General features: G+C 41.3%; 23 protein-coding genes and 1 other RNA gene. 8 read left to right on the top strand and 16 right to left on the bottom strand.

Going from position 1 to position 25,174, the window contains the following annotated elements:
• Nucleotides 1–5: 5 nt before the first annotated feature.
• From rnpB to DV872_RS10590, 8 genes are all read left to right on the top strand, one after another.
• Nucleotides 6–356, top strand: an RNA gene (gene rnpB / locus DV872_RS10625) — RNase P RNA component class A.
• A 14-nt stretch (nucleotides 357–370) separates the two neighbouring features.
• Nucleotides 371–1,291, top strand: a complete 921-nt coding sequence (locus tag DV872_RS26390; protein ID WP_147283151.1) for a lipopolysaccharide assembly protein LapB — start codon at nucleotides 371–373, stop codon at nucleotides 1,289–1,291.
• 51 nt (nucleotides 1,292–1,342) lie between these two features.
• On the top strand, nucleotides 1,343–2,389 hold the full coding sequence (locus tag DV872_RS10615) for a rod shape-determining protein (RefSeq protein WP_114629907.1): 1,047 nt from the start codon (nucleotides 1,343–1,345) through the stop codon (nucleotides 2,387–2,389).
• Between the two features lie 10 nt (nucleotides 2,390–2,399).
• Nucleotides 2,400–3,254 carry a rod shape-determining protein MreC gene (mreC, locus tag DV872_RS10610; RefSeq protein WP_114629906.1) on the top strand — a complete coding sequence of 285 codons (855 nt, stop codon included), beginning with the start codon at nucleotides 2,400–2,402 and terminating at the stop codon, nucleotides 3,252–3,254.
• Complete coding sequence (gene mreD, locus DV872_RS10605; RefSeq protein ID WP_114629905.1) at nucleotides 3,251–3,754, top strand: rod shape-determining protein MreD; 504 nt, start codon at nucleotides 3,251–3,253, stop codon at nucleotides 3,752–3,754. The genes mreC and mreD overlap by 4 nt, the downstream gene beginning before the upstream one ends.
• A gap of 3 nt (nucleotides 3,755–3,757) precedes the next feature.
• Entirely contained in the window at nucleotides 3,758–5,629 is a 1,872-nt protein-coding gene (gene mrdA, locus DV872_RS10600) for a penicillin-binding protein 2 (protein ID WP_114629904.1), read from the top strand.
• A complete protein-coding gene (rodA, locus tag DV872_RS10595) occupies nucleotides 5,619–6,947 on the top strand; it encodes a rod shape-determining protein RodA (protein WP_230391523.1) in 1,329 nt (442 codons plus the stop codon). Before mrdA ends, rodA begins: the two co-directional genes overlap by 11 nt.
• Entirely contained in the window at nucleotides 6,947–9,451 is a 2,505-nt protein-coding gene (locus DV872_RS10590; RefSeq protein WP_114629903.1) for a TIGR03960 family B12-binding radical SAM protein, read from the top strand. The genes rodA and DV872_RS10590 overlap by 1 nt, the downstream gene beginning before the upstream one ends.
• Here DV872_RS10590 and mazG read toward each other — a convergent pair.
• From mazG to DV872_RS10510, 16 genes are all read right to left on the bottom strand, one after another.
• On the bottom strand, nucleotides 9,421–10,206 hold the full coding sequence (gene mazG / locus DV872_RS10585; protein WP_114629902.1) for a nucleoside triphosphate pyrophosphohydrolase: 786 nt from the start codon (nucleotides 10,204–10,206) through the stop codon (nucleotides 9,421–9,423). The two genes, DV872_RS10590 and mazG, sit on opposite strands and share 31 nt — an antisense overlap.
• 86 nt (nucleotides 10,207–10,292) lie before the next feature.
• A complete protein-coding gene (locus tag DV872_RS10580) occupies nucleotides 10,293–10,565 on the bottom strand; it encodes a hypothetical protein (RefSeq protein WP_114629901.1) in 273 nt (90 codons plus the stop codon).
• A 19-nt stretch (nucleotides 10,566–10,584) separates the two neighbouring features.
• Nucleotides 10,585–11,373 (bottom strand): hypothetical protein, encoded by a 789-nt coding sequence (locus DV872_RS10575; RefSeq protein ID WP_114629900.1) that lies wholly within the window; start codon nucleotides 11,371–11,373, stop codon nucleotides 10,585–10,587.
• Nucleotides 11,360–13,762 (bottom strand): adenylate/guanylate cyclase domain-containing protein, encoded by a 2,403-nt coding sequence (locus DV872_RS10570; RefSeq protein ID WP_114629899.1) that lies wholly within the window; start codon nucleotides 13,760–13,762, stop codon nucleotides 11,360–11,362. Before DV872_RS10570 ends, DV872_RS10575 begins: the two co-directional genes overlap by 14 nt.
• A 72-nt stretch (nucleotides 13,763–13,834) precedes the next feature.
• The gene (locus tag DV872_RS10565; protein WP_114629898.1) at nucleotides 13,835–14,515 is read right to left on the bottom strand and encodes a tol-pal system YbgF family protein; all 681 of its coding nucleotides are present in this window, start codon (nucleotides 14,513–14,515) and stop codon (nucleotides 13,835–13,837) included.
• Nucleotides 14,516–14,559: 44 nt separating this feature from the next.
• Nucleotides 14,560–16,068, bottom strand: coding sequence for a sigma 54-interacting transcriptional regulator (locus tag DV872_RS10560; protein ID WP_114629897.1), 1,509 nt, complete (start codon nucleotides 16,066–16,068; stop codon nucleotides 14,560–14,562).
• Nucleotides 16,069–16,080: 12 nt separating this feature from the next.
• On the bottom strand, nucleotides 16,081–17,781 hold the full coding sequence (rpsA, locus tag DV872_RS10555) for a 30S ribosomal protein S1 (protein ID WP_114629896.1): 1,701 nt from the start codon (nucleotides 17,779–17,781) through the stop codon (nucleotides 16,081–16,083).
• Nucleotides 17,782–17,801: 20 nt separating this feature from the next.
• On the bottom strand, nucleotides 17,802–18,440 hold the full coding sequence (gene cmk / locus DV872_RS10550; protein ID WP_114629895.1) for a (d)CMP kinase: 639 nt from the start codon (nucleotides 18,438–18,440) through the stop codon (nucleotides 17,802–17,804).
• On the bottom strand, nucleotides 18,437–19,198 hold the full coding sequence (locus DV872_RS10545; protein ID WP_114629894.1) for a pseudouridine synthase: 762 nt from the start codon (nucleotides 19,196–19,198) through the stop codon (nucleotides 18,437–18,439). The genes cmk and DV872_RS10545 overlap by 4 nt, the downstream gene beginning before the upstream one ends.
• On the bottom strand, nucleotides 19,191–19,730 hold the full coding sequence (scpB, locus tag DV872_RS10540; RefSeq protein WP_114629893.1) for an SMC-Scp complex subunit ScpB: 540 nt from the start codon (nucleotides 19,728–19,730) through the stop codon (nucleotides 19,191–19,193). The genes DV872_RS10545 and scpB overlap by 8 nt, the downstream gene beginning before the upstream one ends.
• Entirely contained in the window at nucleotides 19,699–20,463 is a 765-nt protein-coding gene (locus tag DV872_RS10535) for a ScpA family protein (protein WP_114629892.1), read from the bottom strand. The genes scpB and DV872_RS10535 overlap by 32 nt, the downstream gene beginning before the upstream one ends.
• Nucleotides 20,456–20,965 (bottom strand): 2-amino-4-hydroxy-6-hydroxymethyldihydropteridine diphosphokinase, encoded by a 510-nt coding sequence (gene folK, locus DV872_RS10530; protein ID WP_255566863.1) that lies wholly within the window; start codon nucleotides 20,963–20,965, stop codon nucleotides 20,456–20,458. Before folK ends, DV872_RS10535 begins: the two co-directional genes overlap by 8 nt.
• Nucleotides 20,966–21,000: 35 nt before the next feature.
• Nucleotides 21,001–22,092 (bottom strand): recombinase RecA, encoded by a 1,092-nt coding sequence (gene recA, locus DV872_RS10525; RefSeq protein ID WP_114629890.1) that lies wholly within the window; start codon nucleotides 22,090–22,092, stop codon nucleotides 21,001–21,003.
• A gap of 158 nt (nucleotides 22,093–22,250) precedes the next feature.
• Nucleotides 22,251–23,345 carry a lipopolysaccharide assembly protein LapB gene (locus DV872_RS10520; protein ID WP_114629889.1) on the bottom strand — a complete coding sequence of 365 codons (1,095 nt, stop codon included), beginning with the start codon at nucleotides 23,343–23,345 and terminating at the stop codon, nucleotides 22,251–22,253.
• On the bottom strand, nucleotides 23,329–24,351 hold the full coding sequence (locus tag DV872_RS10515; protein ID WP_114629888.1) for a hypothetical protein: 1,023 nt from the start codon (nucleotides 24,349–24,351) through the stop codon (nucleotides 23,329–23,331). The genes DV872_RS10520 and DV872_RS10515 overlap by 17 nt, the downstream gene beginning before the upstream one ends.
• Nucleotides 24,344–25,159: a tetratricopeptide repeat protein gene (locus DV872_RS10510; RefSeq protein WP_114629887.1), complete on the bottom strand. Its 816-nt coding sequence runs from the start codon at nucleotides 25,157–25,159 to the stop codon at nucleotides 24,344–24,346. The genes DV872_RS10515 and DV872_RS10510 overlap by 8 nt, the downstream gene beginning before the upstream one ends.
• Nucleotides 25,160–25,174: the final 15 nt, after the last annotated feature.

The following is a 25,174-nucleotide window of genomic DNA, read 5'->3' as shown; positions in this document are numbered from 1 at the left end:
AAAAACTAACAGGTCAGACTGCCGCTGCCGGGTTCTCCCGGCAGAGGAAAGTCCGGGCTCCATAGAGAGTGATGCCGGGTAATGCCCGGGCGTTCCTTCGGGAATGACAGAAAGTGTCGCAGAAAATATACCGCCTTCTGATTTATCAGCGGGTAAGGGTGAAATGGCGGGGTAAGAGCCCACCGCTCCTCCGGTAACGGAGGAGGCATGACAAACCTCATCAGGAGCAAGATCAAGCAGCAGGCCGGGTTTCTCGCCTAAAGCCTGCGGGTAGATTGCTGAAGATCCGAAGCAATTCGGAGATCAGATAGATGGCAGTCCGTCGACAGAACCCGGCTTACCGACCTGTTTTTTTATTTTTGGGGAATATGTGTTTAAAAAGAGTAGAAAATCCGGCAGGAACTTAATCGTTCCCCTGTTTCTCACAGTACTGCTGATTTCATTGGCAGCCTGGGGTATTATAAGAGGCTCCTTCTTTTTTAACAGCCAATTGAAGACTCAGCCTACCGACCTGAACCTTGTCCGTCTCTGGAATCTCCAGGATTACAAATCCATACTTGATCTGACAGAAGAGAATCTGACTGTTTATCCTATGGATGCATACAGCCTCATTTTTTCCGGTTTTGCCGGCTATCATATGGCAATTTCCCAGATTTCTGTCGATGAAATTGATTTTTACCTCAATGAAGCAATCCTTAACCTTAGAAAAGCACTTATCCTTGAGGATATCCCCAAAAAAGAGCTGGTATATTATATACTGGGGAAATCATATCTTTATAAGGGCAAATTTTATGCCGATCTGGCAATAAAATACCTGAATAAAGCAATAGATGAGGGATATGAGAACCAGGACAGTTACGAATTTCTAGGAGAAGCATACTCCTATCTGGGTGATTATGATCAGAGTATTATTTATTACGAAACTGCCCTTGAAAAGTTTCAGTCCGACAGGCTTTATCTTAAAATTGCCGAGGATTCATTCAAATTCAGGGAGTATGATAAAGCCGCAGAATACTATTCTATTCTGATTGATAGAACAAGAGATGAATCTTTACGAAAAAAGGGGCTTTTTCAACTGGGAAAACTCTATTATGATATAAAAAATCTGTCAAAGGCTGAGGAAACCCTCATCACCCTTACAGATCTGGACCCGAAAAATGCAGAAGCCTACTTCCTGCTTGGAGAAATCAGTTATTTCAACCAGGATAGAAAATCTGCACGGGACTATTGGCATCAGACATTGAGAATTGAACCGGAACACCGAGGTGCCCGGCTCAGATTATATAACTGATAGGGCATAAACCCTGAAATTAAAAAAATGACAGCAGCTTCTGGAGGAATTATGGCTCGTTCTAATAAATTATTTGGCGGATTCTCAACTGATATAGGTATCGATCTCGGTACATGTAATACATTAATCTATGTCAGAGGAAAGGGGATCGTCATCAGCGAACCTTCAGTAGTTGCCATTGAAAGGGGAACTAAAAAAGTAGTTGCCGTCGGTACTGAGGCTAAGAGGATGCTCTGGAAAACTCCAGGAGATATCGTCGCCATTCGCCCTCTGAGAGACGGAGTAATTGCAGATCTTGAAACTACAGAAAAGATGCTCCGCTACTTTATTTCCAAGGTTCTCCCCAAACGCTGGCTTATAAAACCCAGAATGGTTATCGGTGTTCCTTCCTGTATTACAGAAGTTGAACGGAGAGCCGTTGAAGAGAGCGCATTCAAGGCCGGTGCCAGAGAAGTTAAGATTATTGAAGAATCTCTTGCTGCTGCCATCGGAGCCGATATTCCCATTTTCGAACCTGCAGGACATATGGTCTGCGATATCGGTGGCGGAACTACAGAAATATCTGTGATATCACTGGGTGGTATGGTTGTTTCCAACGCCATCAGACTCGCGGGAGACGCCTTTGATATCGCAATAATCAAACATGTACGCTCTGTTCACAACCTTATTATTGGAGAACAGACTGCTGAACGATTAAAAATCAATATTGGAAACGCTGCACCTGATAATAAAATTGAAAAAATGGAAATAAAGGGAACCGATGCCATCACTGGACTTCCCCGTAGACTTGAAATAGACTCAGTAGAGGTCAGAGAGGCTCTTCAGGAGCCTATCAATGCTATCGTTGAAGAAGTTAAGAGGACTCTGGGTCAGACACCTCCTGAGCTTGCTGCTGACATTGTGGAAAGAGGAATTGTTATGACTGGAGGCGGATCTGCTCTCAAGGGATTACCTAAACTGCTTTCAAAAGAGACGGGAGTACCCGTAATTCTTGCGGAAAATCCTCTTCTCTGTGTGGCTCTTGGTGCTGGGATGTACTTTGATTACGCCAAGGGTGCAAGCAACAGTCGCAGCATCTACGACACTCTGAACTCTTAAGCGGTGGTAAATGGCTCATAATCAGCAAAGCAGCAGATTCTGGGGAATACCATCATTTCTGGTTCTCATCATAATCAACGTAGTCATACTCATCTTTTCAACAAACTCAATGCTCGTATCCCCAAAATCACTGGGGATGAGCTTTCTCTCTATTTTTCAGGAAGGGATAAATAATACAGTTACCTGGTTTTCAGGTACTGTTAACTCTATTAATGAACTGAAAAACCTGAAAGAGGAGTATGATTCAACTCTTAACAAACTTACTGCTTATGAACAGATGGATCGGAATTTTGAAGAAGTAAACAGAGAAAATGAACTTCTCAGGGAACATCTGGGGTTTTCCAGAGCACTTGAAATTGATCATATAAATGCCCGCATCATTGCCAAGGACCCCGTAAGCCTTTTTTCCTCGTTTATCATAAATAAGGGATCTAAAGACGGCATAGTGAAAGGTATGCCTGTCACGTCTTATCAGAACGGTGTTATAGGTCTTGTAGGTAAAATTATTGAAACCGGTATTAATTCATCCCAGGTTATCCCTATCTACAATAGTACAAGTTTTGTAGCAGCCCGTTTTCAGTACTCCCGTTTTGAAGGACTGATTGCCGGATTGGGTGATTCTGAGAATCATCTCATAATGAATTATGTAAAGAAAACAGCATTAACCCAGATCAATATCGATGACAGGGTAATTACATCAGGAATGCAGTCTCTTTATCCTGGAGGAATATCTATCGGGAAAGTAAAAAGTATCACTTCAAGAGAATATAACACCTCCCTTGAAATCGAAGTTTTCCCGACAATTGATTTTGGTAAGCTGGAATATGTATTTGTTCTGACCGAGGACAAGGAGCAAATCAGATGAAAAAAAATATGATAATTTTCACACTTATGCTTATCTCTGTTCTTCTGAAGACAACATTGTCCCGATATTTCAGCCTGAGCTTCGGAATGCCGGATACCACACTGATCATTCTTGTATATGTCTCAATACGATACGGTTCTTTATCAGGACAGATGAGCGGATTTACAACAGGACTGATGGAAGATTTTCTAAGTTTATCCCCTTTGGGATTTAATAGCCTTATCCGTATGATCTTGGGGCAGTTTGCCGGCCTGTTCCATGAAAGACTGAATATAGACCCCATCCTTTTTCCTGTACTCTCTGTTTCTCTGGCTACAATAGTCAAGGGAGCTTTATCCTATCTGATTCTTTCTGTTTTCAATATTCAGTATTCCGGAAGTATCTTTATCAGCAGTTCCTTCGGTTTTGAACTCCTGATGAATGCTCTTCTGGCTCCTTTTCTCTTTCTGCTTCTCCGTTTTCTATTTGACAGAGTTCTCAAGGAAAGGAAGACCCTTTAATTTATGAAATCCAGAAAACATATCAGCAATGGCAGAGTCTATCTGCTCAGTGCGATTTTTCTTATTATTATAATTATCTATATTTATAAACTCTTTAATCTGCAGATTGTGGATAATCTAATCTATGAAAAAAAGGCTCAGGAAGTATCACAGAGATCAAATATAATTCCTGCCCAGAGAGGCCGTATATTCGACCGATATTCTGATGTCCCTCTGGCAATGAACGTTGACTCCTTTGCTGTTAACTACACACCCGCCTATGGAGATGAGGAATATTTACCTGAAATGCTGGCTAAGCTTTCTGAGATTCTGGATGTTTCAGAAGAAGATCTGAAAAGGAAATTTCCCGGTTCCAGATTTTCTTCCTATGTGGCTTCTGAGATCGCAGAAGGTGTTTCATTTGAGAAAATAACTATCATTGCAGAAAATATTGAAGAATTCCCGGGTATCAGCTGGAGCAGTAAACCGAAACGCTACTATAACATTACAGGTTCAATCGCTCATGTTCTCGGATATGTGGGAAACATAACAAATGAAGAGCTGCAGGTCCTCTATAACCGCGGTTACTCCCTGCGAGATGTGTTGGGTAAAAACGGAATTGAAAAACAGTATGACCACATTCTCAGGGGAAAAAACGGTCGTATTTATAATACTGTGGATGTCCGTGGAAGACAGATGACTAAAGAGGGGAATATACAGCTCCCTGAAAATGGTTATGACCTGGTTTTAACCATAGACAGGCATATTCAAGACCTTGCAGAAAAAGCTCTTGGCCCCAGAAAAGGATCTGTTGTGGTTCTTAAACCCGATACCGGTGAGGTTCTGGCACTTGTATCCTATCCGGGATTCAATCCCAATCTCTTTAATCAGAAAGGTCCAAACAGTTTTGGTTCTCTCTCTCTGAACCCTGATTTCCCCTTTCTGAACAGAGCCATACAGTCCTCTTATGCACCTGCGTCAACATTTAAGATTCTACTTACCGCAGCCGCTCTGGAGGATAAAGACTTCAATCCCAATCGGCTTATTGACTGTAAAGGTCATATGGAGCTGGGCAACAGGACATTTCTCTGTCATAAAAAGACGGGTCATGGGAAACTGAACCTCAAGGAAGCCCTGGCTGAATCATGCAATATATACTTCGGTACTATCGGTGTGGAAAATCTGGGGATTGCAAAGATATCTGAATATGCACATGCCTTCGGATTAGGAGTAATAACAGGTATTGACCTGCAGGGAGAGGTACAGGGAAATATCCCGACTCCCGCATGGAAAGAAAAAACCTACAACAGCTACTGGACGCCGGGAGATACACTAAATGCCTCTATTGGACAGGGATTTGTCTCTCTGACAGCTCTTCAGCTGGCCAATGTAATAGCAGGCATTGTTAATGAAGAGGGAGAAATATACAAACCTCATATTCTTAAAAAAATTGTGAATAATACAAACAGAACCGTGGTTGAAGAGATTGCTCCTGAAGTTCTGAGAAATACAACCGTAAGTCCCCAGATTCTGCATACTCTCAGAGACTATTTAAGGGGAGTCATTGCAGATGGAACATCAGAAGTTGTTATTCTCAATGATCAGGTTAAAATAGCTGGTAAGACGGGTACCGGAGAGGTTGGAAGCAAGTCAAACTGGCACTCCTGGTTTGCATCTTACGGCCCCTGGACCGAAAATAATGACGCAGATAAAATTGTAGTGGTAACCATGATCGAAGCATCAAATGAATGGGAATGGTGGGCACCCAAGGCTGCCGATATCATCTACCAGGGTATTTTTGGAAATACTAATTATGAAGAAACCATTAAAGCACTGAGAAAACGGGGAGTCTGGTACACAAGAGATATCGTCCTGGAGGGTGAACTTGAAGATTAAATTGAACATGTCCTCCATATTCGGTTTTGATTTTATCCTTTTTGCCTCTATTCAGGTCCTTATGGTAATAGGCGTTTTCTTTATATACTCCAGCGGTGTAAATTCAAATGGTACCGTTGTCAGTGATGAATACATAAAACAGATAGTATGGGTTATAAGTGGAAACATTATCCTCCTGACGGTATCTTTTATGGATTACCGGATACTTAAGAATATTGCTTTCTGGCTCTATCTGTTTATGCTGCTTATACTTTTATTGACTGCTGGTTTCGGCCAGGTCGTAAACGGATCTAAATCCTGGTTGGGCATAGGTTCTCTCGGAATTCAACCCTCTGAGCTTTCAAAGCTGGTTACAATTCTTTTTTTGAGTCTATATCTGGAGAATAACAGGAAATCAATCGATACTCTGCAGGTTTTCATCATCGGTTTTATCATTGTATGTCTCCCCATGGGACTCATTCTAATGCAGCCGGACCTCGGAACAGCCATGGTATTTATACCTGTATTTCTCATTATGATGTTTATCGCAGGGGGCAGGGCAAGATATATAATAATGCTTACTGCCACCGGACTTTTAACAATTTTCTTCTCAATGCTCCCGTTTTACCTGATGTATATGGCAAAGACAACGGGTAATTCAGTAATTCTTTTTACTGAGCAGAATATTATGACTGTTATAAGTCTCACTCTTGCTGCTGTGGCCATTATATCAGTGCTGGGTTATCTGTTTACAAGAAGATCGTATTTCTATTATCTCTCTGCAATTTTTTCGATTACAGGTCTATCCTATTTTTTCTCTTTTTTTGCAAGAAAAATATTAAAAGAGTATCAGGTGATGCGTCTGATTGTGTTCCTGGACCCACAGGTTGACCCCAGAGGCTCCGGATGGAATATAATTCAGTCGGTTACCGCCGTAGGATCGGGCGGGGCTTTCGGCAAGGGATACCTCCAGGGAACTCAGTCACACTACCGTTATCTTCCCGAACAGAGTACTGACTTCATATTCTCAATAATATCCGAAGAGATCGGTTTTATGGGTAATCTGCTTATCATAGTTCTATTTGTGCTCATATTCTGGCGCTGTATAAATATAATACTTAAATCACAGGATTTATTCGGTTCACTCATTGCGGCCGGCATTGTAGGAATGATATTCTTTCACTTCATGATTAACATAGGAATGGCCATCGGTATAATGCCGATTACAGGTATTCCTCTGGTATTTCTATCTTATGGAGGATCATCGCTCTGGACGACAATGCTGGGAATAGGAATATTACTCAGCGTATATCACAGGCGATATAAAAACGTAAACTAATGTCAAACATCATCGCATATAAGGACTTGGGCAGAGAACTGCTTCAGGTCAGCAAACCGGCCCGTTATACGGGTGGAGAACTGGGCAGTATTCAGTACAGGACTCCCGAGCCCCTTAAAATGGCCATATCTTTTCCCGATATGTATGAAATCGGGATGTCAAATCAGGCTATCAGAATACTCTATAACCGCTACAATGCAGTAAATGGAATTCAGTGTGAGAGGGTTTTTGCACCCGCACAGGATTTTGAAGAAGTTCTTCGCAATAAAAATATCCCTCTTTTTACCCTGGAAACAGGGATTCCTTTGTCAGAACTTCATATCCTGGCCTTTTCAATAGGATATGAACTGACCCTGACAAATCTTCTCAATATTCTTGATCTGGGACAGATTCCTCTTCATAGAAAGGATAGAGGCCCTGAACATCCAATTATTGTTGCAGGAGGACCTGCGGCTACAAACCCTGCAGCCTTCAGCGACTTTGTAGATTATGTCTATATAGGAGAAGGGGAGCACTTCATCAATAACTATGCTGAAGAACTTGCCGAAACTGCTGTAAAAGGTGGCAGCAAAGAGGATCTGGAAGCTGTAATCAGAAAAGATTCGGCCTATTGGTGGCCCGATAAAAAGGAAAAAACTGTAAGAGCTTTATATAATGAATTCGGACAGGGGAGTGAGCCTCGTTCAAATCTTCCTATTGCCTCACTTGCTACGGTTCAGGAACATGGTGTCATAGAAATAATGAGGGGTTGCCCCAACGGCTGCCGCTTCTGCCATGCAGGTTATTTCTACAGACCCTTCAGACAGAAGGATGTAAACCATATTCTGAAAGAAGCAGAACATCTTGTGTCCAACTGCGGATTCAGAAATATTACTCTTTCTTCTCTCTCTTCAGGGGATTATGTAGGCCTTCTTCCCCTTGTGGAACACCTGAATACACTCTACCAATCCAGAAATATATCATTTCAGCTTCCTTCACTGCGTGTTAATTCACTTAACCTGGGATTGCTGTCAGAACTGTCTACTGTACGTAAAAGCAGTCTTACCTTTGCTGTGGAGACCCCGGAATCAGCCGGTCAGAAGGGACTGAATAAAGACGTATCCCGGGATCGTATACTTTCACTCCTGAAAGAAGCTAAAAGCAAAGGTTGGAAACTGGCAAAGTTTTACTTTATGCTTGGACTCCCCGTAGATACCGGCGGAGTCAGTGAGAGTCAGGCAATCGTAGACTTTATGCTGGAACTGCAGAAAGAATCAGGCATGAAATTTAATATTAATGCCGGTATTTTCATTCCTAAACCTCATACACCCTACGAAAGGGTCAAGCAGTTTAATGATCAGGAAGGAATGAACGAAATCATAAATTTACGCGACGGCTTGAGAGGTAAAAACATCAAAGTCGGATTTCATTCTCCTTATTCATCTTTTATCGAAGGCATTCTCTGCAGAGGTGACAGCCGGGCAGGTGCAATCCTGGAGAGTGCATTTAAAAAAGGTGCCCGTTTTGATGCCTGGGATGAATACCATGACAGATCACTATGGCAGGAAGTCATTTCAGAGTGTGACTGGGATGTAGAAAAGGAGATATGCCGTGAGAAAGGGGAGGGTGAACCCCTACCCTGGGATTCGGTCTCTCTGAGAGTATCAACAGGTTTTCTTTCAAAAGAAAACAGTAAATCACAAGCATGTGAGATGACAGAGCCCTGTAAGGATGACTGTGAAAATCCCTGCGGTGTATGTAATAAGAACTTAACTGTACGTACTCCTGAGCCCTTTGAATTCCCGGAGATTGCTCCTGTTGTTGAAACAGAAAAACTTGAGAGTCATGATCTGGGCGAACACTCAGTAAAAGCTGTTTTCGGATTTTCTAAAAAAGATCAGGCCATATTCCTTGGACATTTAGATACTCTTCGTGTTTTTGAGAGAGCTTTTCAGTGCAGTGGAATTGAAATCAATTTTACTCATGGCTATAACCCAAAACCCAGGATGGAATTTGCCCATCCTCTCAGCCTCGGGGTTTATGGAACTGAAGAAATCATGGGTGTAGAGATGCCGAAGAAACCGGAGATGGTGATTGAAGATCTCATTAAATTGCTGAATTCAAATCTTCCTGAAGGCTTTTCTTTTGAGACAGTTAAATACTATCCACTGCAGCAGGATAAAAATAGAAAAAAGAGAACTCTTATGGGTCTCTATGCTGGTTCGGAATATACTCTTCAACCAGCTGACAAATCACTTCTTGCAGAGTCTACGATAGAGCTGTTTAAAGAAAAAGCTGAAGAATTGGGAGTAGGTGGTGATTATATTTTTACCCTTGAGGAAGATCATATTCATGTAAAGGCTGTTTTTGCCAATAAGAAAATGAATAATATTATTAAATTTCTGAAAGAGTTCAGAGAAGAAGAACCTTTGAATGAATGGATTATCACCAGAAAGAAACTTCTTGCCCTCAATATTAAAAATAAAATCTCTGATTATTTCAGCTTTGATTCATCCCAGAGCTGATCCATAGTTTCAAAATTATCAAAATTCATCTCCAGCTGTTTCTCTTTCATGTTTTCTTCAACATAGGAGAAACGGCTGATGAATTTTTTATTGCAGCGGTGCATAGCTTCAGCAGGATCAATATCCATATAGCGCGCAATATTCACTACAGAAAAAAGCAAGTCACCGATCTCTTCCATAAGATGTTCTCTGTCACCTTCTTTTACCTCTCTGACTTCTTCAATTTCCTCATGAACCTTATCCCAGACACCGGAAATATCCGGCCAGTCGAATCCTGCCTTGGCAGCTTTCTTCTGAATTTTATAGGCTCTTTCCAGAGGAGGGAGTCCTTTGCTGATTTTATCCAGAATTGATTTTTTAGCAGCACGGCCTTCAACATTTACTTTTATATCTTCCCACAGTACTTTCACTTCTTCAGGATTATCAGCCTGAGCATCTGAGAAGACATGTGGATGACGCCTGATCAGTTTTTCACTTATTCCATCCAGTACATCTGATATCTGAAAAGCACCTTCCTGCTGTTTAATATAGGAGATCATTGTAACCAGAAGATATACATCTCCCAGTTCCTCTTTAAGATGTTCATCATCATTTTCTCTGATTGCATCAACAGCTTCATAGACTTCTTCAATCATATCACCCGATAGAGTATGAGCAGTCTGTTTTCTGTCCCAGGGGCAACCCCCGGGCGCACGTAGATTCTCTATAATATTACAAAGCTCTTCAAAGCTGTTTTTTATTTTATCATTATCCATATTATTATTTCCTTATAGTATAAAGAATTGGTATATTCTTAAGTAGACAGAATATATATTATCAGAAGTTAATACCTTTTTTGAAATCAGTCGTGGTGGTACTTACTTGCCTTACCAAACACGTAAAGTGAAAGTGTTCCCATTATTAAAGCGGATGTAATATTAAAGATACTCATGCTGCTGTTTAAAAATACTGAACTCAGAAGAGCTCCCAGAAATGAGCCGATCACAGAAATAATTATGGCTCCCCAGATTCTTCCAAGGTAATGTCGCTTCATTATATAGACACCGAAATATGCCACAGCAAATCCGCAGATAATATATAAAAGGATAAAGTTCAGTTTAAATGATCCAAGCATGGAATCTCCTGTTTTTTAATTAACCATTATCCGGAGTGTTCGGATTATTATCAGACATTGAAGTCTGGCGTACAGTTCCCAGATATACCGGAATACTCGACAAAGGCTCAAGTGTTGTATTGCTTATTCCATAACTGTAGGCAACAAATGCAATATCAATCGTTGCAATATCGGAACCGCCCCTGGATAGAGCCTGACTTATATCAGCATCCTTATAGCTGCTGCCGTATTCATAATTTCTTACAAAGCGCTTAAAGGTATGATCATTCACATAGTTTGGAAACGCTGAACCCGCATCGCTGTAAACAACACTTCTTGCAGGGATTCCAAAATCTGGGTTCATATCAGTATTATCTACATATATAGTAGGATCGCTTCCAAAAATTTGAGGCGATGAATTTGTGAAATCAATAATCACCGTACTCCCGCCGACTGAAACAGGAATCTGTGGATCAGTTCTGTTTGTCCTGGATCTGAATCCAATCTTATAAAAACCAAGCTTCTCCGGAAGTGTTTTGCCTGAAGGTATTTCATCAAGATCATTATTCTCATAAGTTGTAGGATCAAATTGCTTCTCTTCAGTACGAATAAGAGTATCATCCGCATAATATACTTTATAATAGATTACATAACCGTCAATCAGCTCATCATCATCAGAGGTAAAGGCTACAGAATTCACACCTGAACTTAAAAAAGCAACAGTCGGCGGATCAAGAGCCTCATAAACCGGCAGCCCGCATCCGCTTAATATCAGAGTGAGAAAAGCATAAAAAAAGAATTTAGTCAGATATTTATTATTCGACTTCAAGCCCACCCTCAAATCCGACAAGCTCATAAATTCTGACAGGTTTTTTCTTTCCTTTTACCCTGATATCATCAAGCTCACGGCAAACGGCACCCTTGTCTTTAACTTTGAGATAGGTGGACTCGCTGATAACAATACTTGTGTAATACTGCTTATTGATACCTTCCAGACGGGATGCCAGGTTTACATTGTCACCCATGACTGTGTAGTTCATCCGCCCTTCACTACCCATATTACCGACTGTTGAGATCCCGGAGTTAAGGCCGGTTCCGATATGAATCTGCTTTTCGGGAGGCCAGTTTTTATTAAGCTCCTCCAGAATTTCCATCTGTCTCAGTGCGCATTTACAGGCCAGAAGAGCATGATCCTCCTGAGGAATCGGAGCTCCCCAGAAACACATGATGGCATCGCCGATATACTTGTCCAGAGTACCTCTGTAATCTATCAGACAGTCCGTCATTGCCGTTAAATACTCATTCAGTAATGCAACCAGCTCCTGAGGACTCATAGTCTCGGAGAGAGTCGTAAAACTCCTGATATCTGAAAAGAAAATAGTCGTATCATTGTCTATACCACCCAGTTCAGGTGGTTTTTCCATCATTTGCTCTACAACCAGAGGACTAACATACTTACCGAACATGACTTTAATACGCTTTTTGTCGGACTCTTCCATAATAACTCGGTACAGAACCACAACAATATAGATAAAGAAACTTGCGATACCCGGTGTTGAAAAGTGAATCATCAGGTTTTTGAACTCGAAAAGTATTGAAATGGCAATAAACTGAGCAAAGATCAGAAAGATTGTAAGAAGCAGTGACCATCCGGGACCCATGCGGGAAGTGATCAAGGCAATGAGCATCACCGAGAAGAAAAGAATCAGTACATTCCCCCACTCCGGCAGTTCATGAAGAAAATTATCCATCAGGATTGTATTCAGAGCATTGGCATGGATCTCCACACCGTACATCAGCCCGTAGGGAGTTGTTTTCTCGTCATCTGCAATACCCTGAGCAAAGGCACCTACCATCAGGATTTTATTACCCACAGCCTTTGTCCTGGGCCAGCCGGATGGGTCCATTCCCGGCACACGTGATGCATACCCTGAATAAGAGCGTACAGGATATGTCTGATATCCGCCACGTGAAGAATTAGACCTCATGCCCATAAAGTTAATAAGCATCTGTCCACGCTCATCTATGGGAATCTTTATATCTGTCACATATCGGGTTGTACCGTTTTTAACGACATTTCCGTCTTCATCAAGCTCTGGATACTCTTCAACTATACTGTAAGGTCCCCACTGAGCCTCCTCAGTATCAAAATACTGAATATTGGGAATAGTTATATGATCACCCAGAACAACTTCCAGGTCATCAAGAGATTTGTTGAAATAATTCACAGCCAGGGCAAGAGTAATTGAAGGTACAAAATGATCTTTATAGTGATTGATCACATAAAATGAATCATCCGGTTCTCCATCTTTATCGGTATCAACGATTCTGGGAGCCGATTTTTCCTCAAGCTCTTTTTTAAGCTGCGTAAGGTTTTTATCTGTGAGAGGATACACAACATCGTGAGGCAGGCCCTCTTTATCGGTCCACACAAGACGCTCATAGTTGTCAAGATTTACTTCAAAGCTGCTGTCCAGATCATCAACTCTGTATGAATCCAGTAAAACACTGGATTTGGCAATAAGCTGCTGCCGTCTGTATCTTTTGTCATAGTCATCGTAAAAGTTTGCATGGCCATATCCGAAAGTTGAACGGCCATAAGGTTTCAGAGGTGATTGTAACCCGTAATACTCTACAACTGCTGTAGTGTCACCCTCTACTTTTTTTATCTCACCATAACGATCATAGAGCTCCTGCTGTCTGGCAAAAAATTCTTCTGATTCATCCGCTGCCATGGGAGCTCTGTTGAGTACCGTCTCGATAAAGACTTTTCCATTATTCTGCATAGCTTCGGTGAGGATAACATCATTGGCGGCATTGTCTGCCGGTTCTATAAAGAAGATATCAAGGAAGATAGCGGATTCACGCTGTGACTGATCTTTTATTCTGGAAAAAGCATCAATAAGGTTGGCATGTCGGTATCGGGGGAAAGGAAAACGCCCAAAGGCATTTAATGTATTGAAATCGATTCCCAGAATAAGAATATCCGGGGAGATATCGGGGTTTCTTTTTTCAATGGTAACCCCTTCCTGGATTCTAGTCTGCTCAAAAACAGTCTTAAGATTAAAGTGAAGATCCAGGAGTTTGAACTCCATATGGGAAAATATGGTGGTATAAGAGGAAATACCCCAGAAAACAAAGAAAAAAACCATACCTAATATAAGACTGAAATATTTAACATTCAGTATCTTCATTCGGTTTTTTCCATCCTGCGCCATAGAGTGCTCCTATTGCTACCGGGATTGATTTAAAAAATCCCGGTATTATATCAGCCTATGCAGTCTTAAAAATCAACTACCGGCTTTTAAAGCAATTATACGGCTTTTGGCAAGGTTAGTCCAACTGGAACTGGAATAATCATTGCTGATCTGACCATAAAAATCCAAGGCCTTCTGTGTTTCAGACATGGATTCACTGAGACGACCCAGATTGAAAAGAACCTCGGGTATATCAGCAGATACATCCTTGTATTCAGCAAGTACTCTTTCAAGCAGAGCTGAGGCTGCTGCATTGTCACCCTCTTCTTCTTTCATTGCAGAAGCATTGATCAGGGCAACAGGAGCCAGATAGCTTTCAGAAAAAGAATCGGCAACAGCTGTAAAACCAGCTGCAGCATCTGACCATTTTTCTTCATCTGCTAAAATCAATGACTCAGTATTAAGAGCTCTCATTTCTGCATAGAGACCGGGGTAATCAGCTTTTGCTTTTTCAACAAGAACCATAATCTCTTCTTTAGCAGCAGCCTTGTCATCTTCTGCGGCTGCCAGATAATCCTGAAGTTCGGATTCAATATCCTCTGCCGCAAGAACAGACTTTTCTTCTTTCTGTGAACTAAAAAACTCAGCTGCACCGATCGCAACCAGGATAAGCACAAGTGCAATACCTGCCATTACAAAATATTTTTTATTTACCTTCAACATTGTTGCTGCTTTTTCAGCACCTGTCATTTCAGTTTCTTTTTCAACGCTCAAAACTTTATTCTCCTTCTGTTTCCTCTGGTCCCAGAGCTGATATTCTATACTTTAATATCCAAATCTTTTATTAATCTGGATAGATAAGTTCTCTGAATACCCAATTTTGCTGCTGCTTCAGTCTGATTGTTTTCACAGCTGGCGAGTACTCTTTTTATATAACTTTTCTTGAAAATATTAACAGACTCTTTAAGAGATTTCCCCTTATATCCGCTAAGAGTTTTTTCCTTATCCCTACCAAGGAGAAGATCATCTATTTCAATGGAGGAACCCTTTGAAACAATGACAGCTCTTTCAATAACATTTTCAAGCTCCCGGACATTGCCGGGCCAGCTATAGCTCAAGAGTATTTCCTGAGCCTCTGCTGTCAGTCCTTTAGCATCTTTTCTATTCCTTGCAAAATATTTACTCAAAAAATAGTCACAAAGAACAGGAATATCATCAACCCGGTCCCGGAGGGCGGGTATTCTTACAGGAAGTACATTGAGTCTGTAATACAGATCCTCTCTGAAACTTCCCTTTTCAACCATACTTTCCAGATTCCTGTTTGTAGCTGCAATAATTCTTACATCCACGGTTATGGTATCTGAAGATCCCAGAGCTTCAAACTGTCTGTTCTGAAGAACTCTGAGCAGCTTAGCCTGAACAGCCAGACTTATCTCTCCGATTTCATCAAGAAAGATTGTTCCGCCGTCAGCTAGAGAGAATCGTCCGATCCTCTCATTTGAAGCATCCGTAAAAGCACCTTTTACATGCCCGAAGAGTTCACTCTCAAGGAGTTCTTCTGGAATAGCCGCACAGTTAAGCCTGACAAAAGTATCAGAACTGCGCGGGCTTCTCAGATGAACCTGTTCTGCAAAAAGTTCCTTTCCTACACCGCTTTCGCCTGTAATAAGTACGGGCGAGTCGGACTGGGATATTTTATCGGTGATTTTAAGCAAAGCATCTATTTCACTGCTCTGAAAAATCATCTTATGAAAACCCGAATTAGACTCAACTCTATCCTGCAGTCTGAACAGCTCATCCTTTACTTTCTTAAAAGACTGGGCGTTCTGATAGGCCAGGGAAGCCTGGTTGGTAAAAACCTCAAGCCACTCAAGGTCCTCTTCGGTAAATTTTCTCTCATTCTTCTTATTGATGACTTCTATAACACCCACACAATGATCTTTCATTCGGAGAGGAACAGCCAGTATTGAAGTGGTTTTATATCCAACATCCTTATCTATTTCAGAGAAAAACCGGGGGTCATCTTCAACATCATTTACTATAAGGGAGGTATTGTTCTGGGCAACCCAGCCGGCGATACCCTCACCCATTTTAACGGTAAATTTCTTTACATCTTCACTCTTGGTTCCCAGAGCAATTTCAAAATAAAGCAGATCTGTTTCGGAATCCAGGAGAAGAAGAGAAGAAGACTCGCCTCCGGTGAGGCGAGTCGATGATTCAAGAATATGGGTCATCAGAGTCCGTATATCTGTATAATTGGAATTAATTAAATTATTGATTTCAATGAGAGTATCCAGTCTCTTTCGATCAACTTTGTCAGCAAACATAAGGCTGAATGATCAGCTTTCTTTATCCTTAAGCATATCCGCAAGGGTGAAAGTGGAATCGCCACCGTCATCTTCGTGGATATACTTGGATATTTCCTTCTTCTGTTCACGGATTTTCATTTCCTTGACAGAAAGAGAAAGTTTCTGTTTACCGGGCTGCAGCTCGATAACAGAAGCAGAAATCTTTTCACCTACTTTGTATTTACCAAGCAGCTCATCAGCATCAGCTTCTCTGTCTTCACTCAGATTGTTCTTGTGAATAAGACCTTCGATTTCACCCGGAACCTTAACGAACAGCCCAAAATCAGTAATATTAGAAATTTCTCCCTCAATAATGCTTCCCTTGGGGTGAAGTTTCAGCAGCTCTGCCCAGGGATCATTAGAGAGTTGTTTAACTCCCAGTCTGATTCTGTGTGCTTCTGTATCTACATTGGTAATTATTACCTCAATTTCTTCACCTTCCTTCAGCATTGAAGAAGGATTCTTAATTTTTTTAGTCCAGGACAGATCATCAACGTGGAGGAAACCGTCGATTCCCTCTTCCAGTTCAACAAAAGCACCGGCATTGGTAACTTTCTTGATCTCTCTGGTCATTTTCATACCTACAGGGTATTTAGCTTCCATCTCATTCCAGGGATTGGGGAGAGTCTGCTTCATTCCGAGGGAAATTCTTCCTTCGTGGATATCATATCCAAGGATCATGGCTTCAACTTCGTCGCCGATATTCATGATTTCCTTGGGGTGTTTAATTCGTTTCACCCATGACAGCTCAGAAATATGAGCAAGACCTTCGATTCCTTCCTCAATTTCAATGAAGGCTCCGAAATCGGTCAATTTGGTAACTTTACCCTTAACAACATCCTCTACCTGGTAACGATCTTCAAATGTGGACCAGGGGTCCTGAGTGAAGTGCTTGAGGGAGAGATTGATTTTTTCATCTTCAGCTTCCAGTCGGATGACCTTAAGTTTGATCTCCTGACCCTTCTTTACATAATCCTTGGGTCTGTTTACATGACCCCAGCTCATATCGTTGATATGAAGCAGACCGTCAAATCCACCCAGATCGATAAAAGCACCGAATGATGTAAAGCTTTTAACTGTTCCGGTAACTTCGTCATTGATGGAAGTTTTGGCAAAAAAATCTTTTTTTGCGGCACTGAGTGTTTCTTCCAGAAGTTCTCTTCTGGATAAAACGATATTGACCTTTTTATCGTTATAGAGTCTTTCAATATAGAATTCTGATTCAAGTCCGACATATTCTTCGGGCTCTTCGATTCTATGAAGATCCATTTTTGAAATAGGAATAAAAGCCCTAACTTCAATACCGAGGTCTACTTCAAATCCACCCTTGATGGATTTAGCTACTTTACCTTTAACTGTTTTATGATCCTGAAAGGCATCGCGGAGTTCTTTCCACATGACTTTAGCATCGGCTTTTTTCTTTGAGACTACTATTTCTCCGTTTTTGCCTTCTCTCTTAACGAGTACGACAGAAACGATATCACCTATAACAGGAGCTACTTTGAACTCGGCAAGTGGTATTTTTCCTTCAGATTTGTAGCCAATATCTATAAACACAAACTCACTGTCTACCTGTATGACATGACCATCGACCAGCTGTCCTTCCTCAAGCTGATCCATAGCTTTCAGGTATTGTTCCTGAAGTTGTGTCTGGCTGTTGTTCTCTGCTGCAGCAGCATCCGTCTTTCCCATAACCGTTCCGTTCTCCTGAATTATTTTAATTCTTTAATTTTATCTGTTACTTTCTCACATACTTGCTCTAACGTCAAGCTAGATGTGTCAATATATAAGGCGTCATCTGAGATGATTAAACTTCCCTCTTTTTTGTTTCTGTCGATCACATCCCGCTTGCGAATTCCCTCAAGAATTTCCTCATAAGACAGGGTGCTTACACCCTGCTTGAAGCGCCTTTCAGCACGTATTTCCGGGGAGGCATCAAGGAAAACTTTTACCTCGCCATGAGGAAAAACAACAGTTGTCATATCACGGCCTTCGGCCACAAGATCCAGAGACTTGCTGAGAATTCTCAGATGCTCGTTTACAATGTGCCTCACGGGCACTATAGCCGACACCTCAGCCACGATGGCATCCACTTCATCATTGTGGAGAAGATCTTCAACATCCTCATCATTCATATACAGATGATTGTCACTGATATCGAACTTCAGTCCCTTTGCTATCGCAGAGACGGTTTTTTCATCATCAATTTTTATATTATTCCTCATAAGTGACAGAGAGACTGCACGATAGAAATTACCTGAGTTAAGATTAAAATAGCCCATCTCCCGGGCTATTGTTGATGCTATTGTACTTTTACCGACACCCGCCGGACCATCTATTGCTACTATCATTTTTTATTTCTGGCTTTTGAGGATTTCAGCTTATTTTCTTCTGCCTGATTCTTCAGCTGATCAATCTCTTTTTTTGTCAGCTTTCTAAAATGCCCGGAGGCAAGGCCTGTCAGCTTGATATTGCCGATTCTGATCCTGTGAATACTCTTGATTGTAATATTTTTAGAAAGAAAGACCTTACGAAGCTCTTTGTTTTTTCCCTCTTCAAGAGTAATGGAAACAGACCTGCTGCCCTTTAAGGTATAACGCTTGAGACGGAAATACTCACCCTGCACAGACATTCCCTTCTTAAACTGTTCCATAAGCTCTTTGGGTATCTCTTTTTTCGTGGTGACCATATATTCCTTTTCCAGATGGGAGGAAGGATGTGTCATAAGTTTGGAAAACTCACCGTCATTTGTAAAGAAAATAAGACCCGAGGTCATATAATCCAGGCGGCCTACATTATAGAGTCTTTTGTTTGTTACATCAGAGAGAAGAGAGATAGCCAAAGGCCGCCCCTGATCGTCCTGATTGGAGCAAATAAAGCCGGAGGGCTTATGTAAAGCGATGTAGACATTTTCCCTTTCAGGACGCACCGGTCTTCCGTTATAGCACACGCGGTCTTCGGGACCGACTTTCTGTCCGGGAACAAGAACTGCCTTATCATTGACGGTTACCCTTCCATCAGAGATATATTCTTCACATTTCCTTCTGCTTCCTACACCGCAGCGGGCCAGATAGACCTGCAGTCTCAGTGATTCAAAATCTTTATCCATTCAATTCAAACCTTTTCTGTTCAACTTCATCCAGTTTTGGTAAATCCGATATACTCTTCAATCTGAAAAGTTTCAGAAATTCCTTGGATGTTCCGTACTGAAGAGGTTTTCCGGGTACATCTTTTTTACCGACTTCACGGATAAGACCTCTTTTAACCAGGAGACGGATCATTCCGTCGGAGCTGACACCGCGGATATTTTCTATCTCAGCTTTAGTCAGCGGTTGAGAATAAGCGATAATAGATAATGTTTCCATAGCGGCACGGGACAATTTGTCTTCATTTTTTTTACCATAGTACTCTTTCAGATTATCCCAAAGAGCCTCTTTAGCAGCCAGTACATATCCACCCTGCACTTCGTTAATCACTATTCCATGCTCTTCGCCTGCATAGTGATCTTTCAATTCATCCATCACCTCTTTAAGAACATCCCTGGATAAACCTGTGACTTTGATCAGATGCTCAATTGTAACGGGATCACTTTCAAGAAATAAGGCTGCTTCAACTATCGATCGTTCCTGAATCAGATTCATGTTTCTCACTCTCTTGTTCCGAATGTCTTGATTTTATCATAATATCGCCAAAAAGCTTGTTCTGATAGACCATTATGAGCCTGGTTTTAACAGATTCTAGGACTGCCAGAAAAGCACAGACAATTTCCATTATAGAATTGGGATTGATCAGGATGTCGGTAAAGCCGAATTCACCCCTCTCTTCAAGGAGTTCCTGAATAAGAGTAATCTTCTCATTTACAGTCACTTCCTCATAGAGATTTACAATAGCTTCCTTTGTAAGTGACCCCATAACAGTAGAGAAACTCTGCAGAAGCTCCCACACATCAACTTCTTCCCAGAGCTCCTCTTCATTATCAAAGGGGAGCATACGCTGTTTCTTTTTACGCTCAATTACCCACTCTGTGGATTTTTCCTGCTCTGTCATAAGCTCTGAGAGTTTTTTATATTTCTGATAATCGATCAGTTTAGCAACAAGCTCTTCCCGAGGGTCTTCAATTTCATCTGAAAAATCGACCTCCACAGGTAGAAGCATTCTGGATTTGATGTAAAGAAGAGTAGCGGCAAGGAGATAGAATTCTGTAATATTCTCTAAATTGACCGCTGTTGAGTATTGAAGAAAAGAAAGATACTGCTCCGTTATGGAAGAAATGGGAATGTCATATATATTCACTTCATTTTTCTTTATAAGGAACAGCAGCAGGTCTAGAGGACCCTCAAACTGATCCAGCTGAAATGTAACATGTTCACTCAATGCGCTTTTCCTCCAAGGCTTTGAAGATACTTTTTCCCTTCATAATTTTTATAAAACACTCTACACCCTGATCATCCATTTGTTCCAGTGCTTCCTTATATTGAATATAGGCCGGTGAATCTTTGGGATAAACTTCCAGAAGAGGATAGAGAACAAAGGCCCTCAGCCGAATTCCCGGATGGGGAATTGTAAGTGTCTCTGTTTCAATTTTTTTATCTGAAAAGAACAATATATCAAGATCCATTGTTCTTGGACCTTTAGGGATCTCCCTGCTGCGGTCACGCCCCAGGGAGGCTTCAATGCGTTGGAGATCTTCAAGAAGACTGTTCTCGCCTCCCTGATAGTCACCACAGACTGCCATATTAAGAAAATTAGGCTGATCTTCAACAATCATAGCTCTGGTTTCCCAGACAGAGGATGCTGAGAAATCATCCAATATATCATTCAGGGATCTGCATGCGCCAAGGAGATTGGCAATACGATCGCCCACATTTGTGCCGATACCGATATAGACCTTGTTTAAGGAGTGTTCTTCTTTCAGAACAACTCCTCTTTTATTTTCTTGGGTTCTTTATCTTTAGTAGCTTTCTTAACTTTCTTATCATCCTTGGGAGCTTCAACTTTCTTGGAAGGGAACATTATTCCTCTTAATTGTAAAAGAAGATTCTCTGCAATAACTTCATTATCTTCCAGATATTTTTTGACATTATCACGTCCCTGTCCGATTCTCTCCTCATCCATGGAGTACCAGCTTCCGCTTTTCTGAATCAGTTCATACTTCAGAGCTGCATCCATAAGACTTGCAATAGAAGAAATACCCTTACCGAATATAATTTCAAGTTCCACCTTACGAAAAGGAGGGGCTACCTTATTTTTTACAACTTTTACACGAACCCTGTTACCGATTGCATCTTCCTGTCCCTTGGCCATTGTTTCAATCTTTCGAACCTCAAGACGGACTGAAGAATAGAATTTCAGAGCATTACCACCAGTTGTGGTTTCAGGATTTCCAAACATAACACCTATTTTCATACGAATCTGATTGATAAAAATAAGACAAGCGTTGGACTTGGAAATGATACCTGTCAATTTACGAAGAGCCTGACTCATCAGTCTTGCCTGTAATCCCATATGGGAATCACCCATATCCCCTTCGATCTCGGCACGTGGCGTCAAAGCGGCAACTGAGTCAACGACAATGATATCTACAGCACCGGAACGGATTAAAGACTCTGTTATTTCCAGTGACTGTTCACCTGTGTCAGGCTGAGAAACCCACAATTCATCAACATTGACACCAAGTCCCCTGGCATATGAAGGATCAAGGGCATGCTCTGCATCGATAAAAGCAGCAATACCACCCTGTTTCTGAGACTCAGCAATTGCATGAAGAGCCAGTGTTGTTTTTCCTGAGGATTCAGGACCATAAATTTCAACAATACGGCCCTTGGGATATCCACCTACACCTAATGCTTCATCCAGAAGAATTGAACCTGAAGGGATAGCCTCAACTTCCATATGAGGCTGATCGCCCATTTTCATGATGGAACCCTTACCGAACTGCTTTTCTATCTGTAGACGGGCGGCTTCTATAGCCTTTTTTTTGTCATCTGAGCTTTTATCTGCCATGATTTTCCTCCGCTGATTCAACTGAACTGAGCCTTACTGTTAATTATTGATAATAATCATACAGTAAAAACTGCTCTCATACTTCATACATAATTAACATAATTTTGAGATTCAGCAAAACACTATACATTTGTATTGTTAATATACCAGCAAAGAGATTATGGATCAACTATATTTCGAAGTGAAACAACTCTGATCCTGAGGCTGTCTCTGTCGAGTGTCTCTATCTGTCCCAGAACTTCCAGGGGAAGGCTGCTGTCCAGACGTACCTGGAAATCGGTATACGCCGGTTCAATACCTTCAAGTACCTCTGCGGTATCATAACCCACCAGAAAATCAAAGAACATTCCCGGATCGGACATATTCAGATTGGAAAAGCGCCCTTTCCACCTGATAAAGCATTTATTATATAGATAGGGATCTTCAATCACATCTTTATAGTCAAAAATGTTTTCAAAGGATGTAAGATCTGGCTCTTTCAGATAGCCCTCAAGTATACGTGCCCGCTGTTTGGCAGATTCTGAAGCATTTGAATAGAGAACTCTGTTTATTTCTTTCCGGGTTCGGTTATCATCATATGCATCAAAGTAAGTCTGAGCACTTTTCAACGAAGTAAGAATCTGGTCTTCAGTTAAATTGAAAATAAAGCCCTGAGGATTCTCATCCGTCAGCTTCTCTTTTTTCAAATCACTGAACATATAGGAAAGATTTTCTCTGGAAGGAAGATCATTGGAATCAAACCATCCGGAAATCAGATCGCGCTTCATATACCCGGAAAAAAAGATAACTGCCATTAGGGGTATAAGCAGAAACAGTGGGGACAGTCTCTTTCTAATCCTCGGGAGGAGCTTACGAAAGCTGTTTCTGTTGAGGTACAGATCCAGAGCCTCTGAATCTGATATTTTTCTAATCCTGTCAAGGCCCTTCTTGGCTTCTTTACAGGATGAATCAATATCAAGAATACCGAGCCATAATCTGACGGCCTCGGTTGTATCTTTACGTCTGAGTGCAAGAGAAGCCAGAAACAGACGAGGTTCAACGGCATTCCTGTTTACCTGAACGGCTCTTTTCAGATATGTATCGGCCCCGCCGTTATCACCGTTCCGGAGGCAGGCGATTCCCAGAATATAGTAAAACTGATAATTTTCAAGAAATAGAGGAACCTTAGGTTCCAGCAGGGCAACAACTTTACCATATTGCCCGGATCTGAGAAGTTTATATGCTTTTTTAAGTGTCTTATTGTAAATTTTCATAGTGAGATAATTTTTGCTTAAGCTTCTCCAGTTCATTTTCATAGTACTCAATTTGAGAATTATATACCGGATCAGCAGTCTTTAGAAGCGAATTGATCTCATCAATAATTTTATCAATCAGGTCCAGGTCATATCCCAGGGCATAATTGAGAATAATCTGTTTCCCGTCCAGAGTATCTGAACTGCCAGCAACAGCTGCCGTAGAAGCACTGCTCCTCTTTCCAAGAACAGGCCCTCCGGCTGTCAGAGCATACTGTATTGATATTTCAGTCCCCGGGGGGATGGAGACAGCGTTGTAAAAAATACCTGCAGCCGAATCATTTATTGAATAAGGCAGCAGAGAAAAATCCCGGCCTTCTCTAAGATTAAAATCCCAGTCACTGTCATTCAAACGCTTCCAGTTGGCAAAAATTATTCTATCAGGCTTTCTGTCTCCCAGAGTTGTGTAGGTCATCTGACTTCCAGATTCACTATTTGGAAATGTAGCCCAGTAGTCAGGAACTTCCGCCGCAGTCCACTCTCTTTCAGAGTTGACAGGAAGATTTCCGTTAACAGTAAAATCGGGACCATCCGAGTTATTATGAGTATCAACAAGGTTTTTCAAACCCACTGAGAGGTAATTCTTTGAAAGGTTTCTGACAGTAACCGTCACGCTGAACCCTTTAATCTGATGATCCACCTTAACGGTCTGAGTCACATGAAGAATATTATTGCTCCAGTGAGCTACGACATAACCGTTGTTTGATTCAGTATGCTGGTTAAAAAAGGAGTTCTTCTGAAGTCTGTATGTTCTGTTGTCTATTACTATATTCATATATGAGGTTCTGCTGTCCCTGTCTTCAAACAAAGGGAGCATTTTTCCATCATAATTGTAATAAAGACTCCATACAGCATCTTTCTCATCAAAAAGAACCTTTGAGGAATTATCCTTGAGCTCTAATGCCGAGATTCCGTAGAGACCGGTTATAAGAAGCAGTACTGCTGCTGTATATTTAATTTTATTCACCTGATTCGCCTCCGGAAACAGCTCTAAGGAGTCTTTCTTTCAAATCCAGAGCTTCTTGCTTAAAGGAAAGCAGCTTCAACCTGTTATCATAGATTTCCCGCGTTTTTGTCAGTTCAATCAGTTTTTCCTGATAAACAGCAAGAGCCTGATTAAATTCTTTTTCTTTCTGCTCGTAATCTCCAGAGCTCTTTAAAAACTCCTCGTGACTCCATTGAAGCAGCTTGAGCAGTTCCTCTTCCCTGTATCTATATTCAATAAGGGAGAGACGGTAGCGTGATGCTTCAGTTTTAACACTGCGGGGATATTTCTCAAGGAGGCTGCTGTATATTTCACCTGCTTCATCGAATCTTCCAAGGAAATACAGCGACTCACCTATCCAGAAAAGGCTGTTGGCATAATAGGGGCTGTCAGGATATGAAGTCAGGAAAGAGGAGAAATAATGAATTGATTTATCATACTCCTCCTGCATGAAGAGTATTCTTCCCTTATAGTACCGTCCAGGGATATTGAGTCCATGAGAGGCATAATTCATCAGAAAATCATCCAGGTACTGGGATGAACTGACAAGATCTCCACTTTCCAGATAGCTTCTGGACAGCCAATAACTTGCATCTCCGTGCAGATCATCAGATTTCGGATCATCTAACACAGCCTGAAACAGACGTATTGACTGTTCATAACGGGCTTCCTTGAACAAATCAAGCCCGAAGAGAAATTCATCATTTAGAGCATTGCCGGCAAATACAGGCTGCACAATCAATATCAGACAAACAATCAAGAGTTTGCTTTGCAGAAATTTCCATTTCATCAGACAGTACCTCAC

The organism is Oceanispirochaeta sp. M1 (assembly GCF_003346715.1).
Taxonomy (GTDB): Bacteria; Spirochaetota; Spirochaetia; order DSM-2461; family DSM-2461; genus Oceanispirochaeta.
This window is presented reverse-complemented; position numbering and strand designations above follow the sequence as displayed.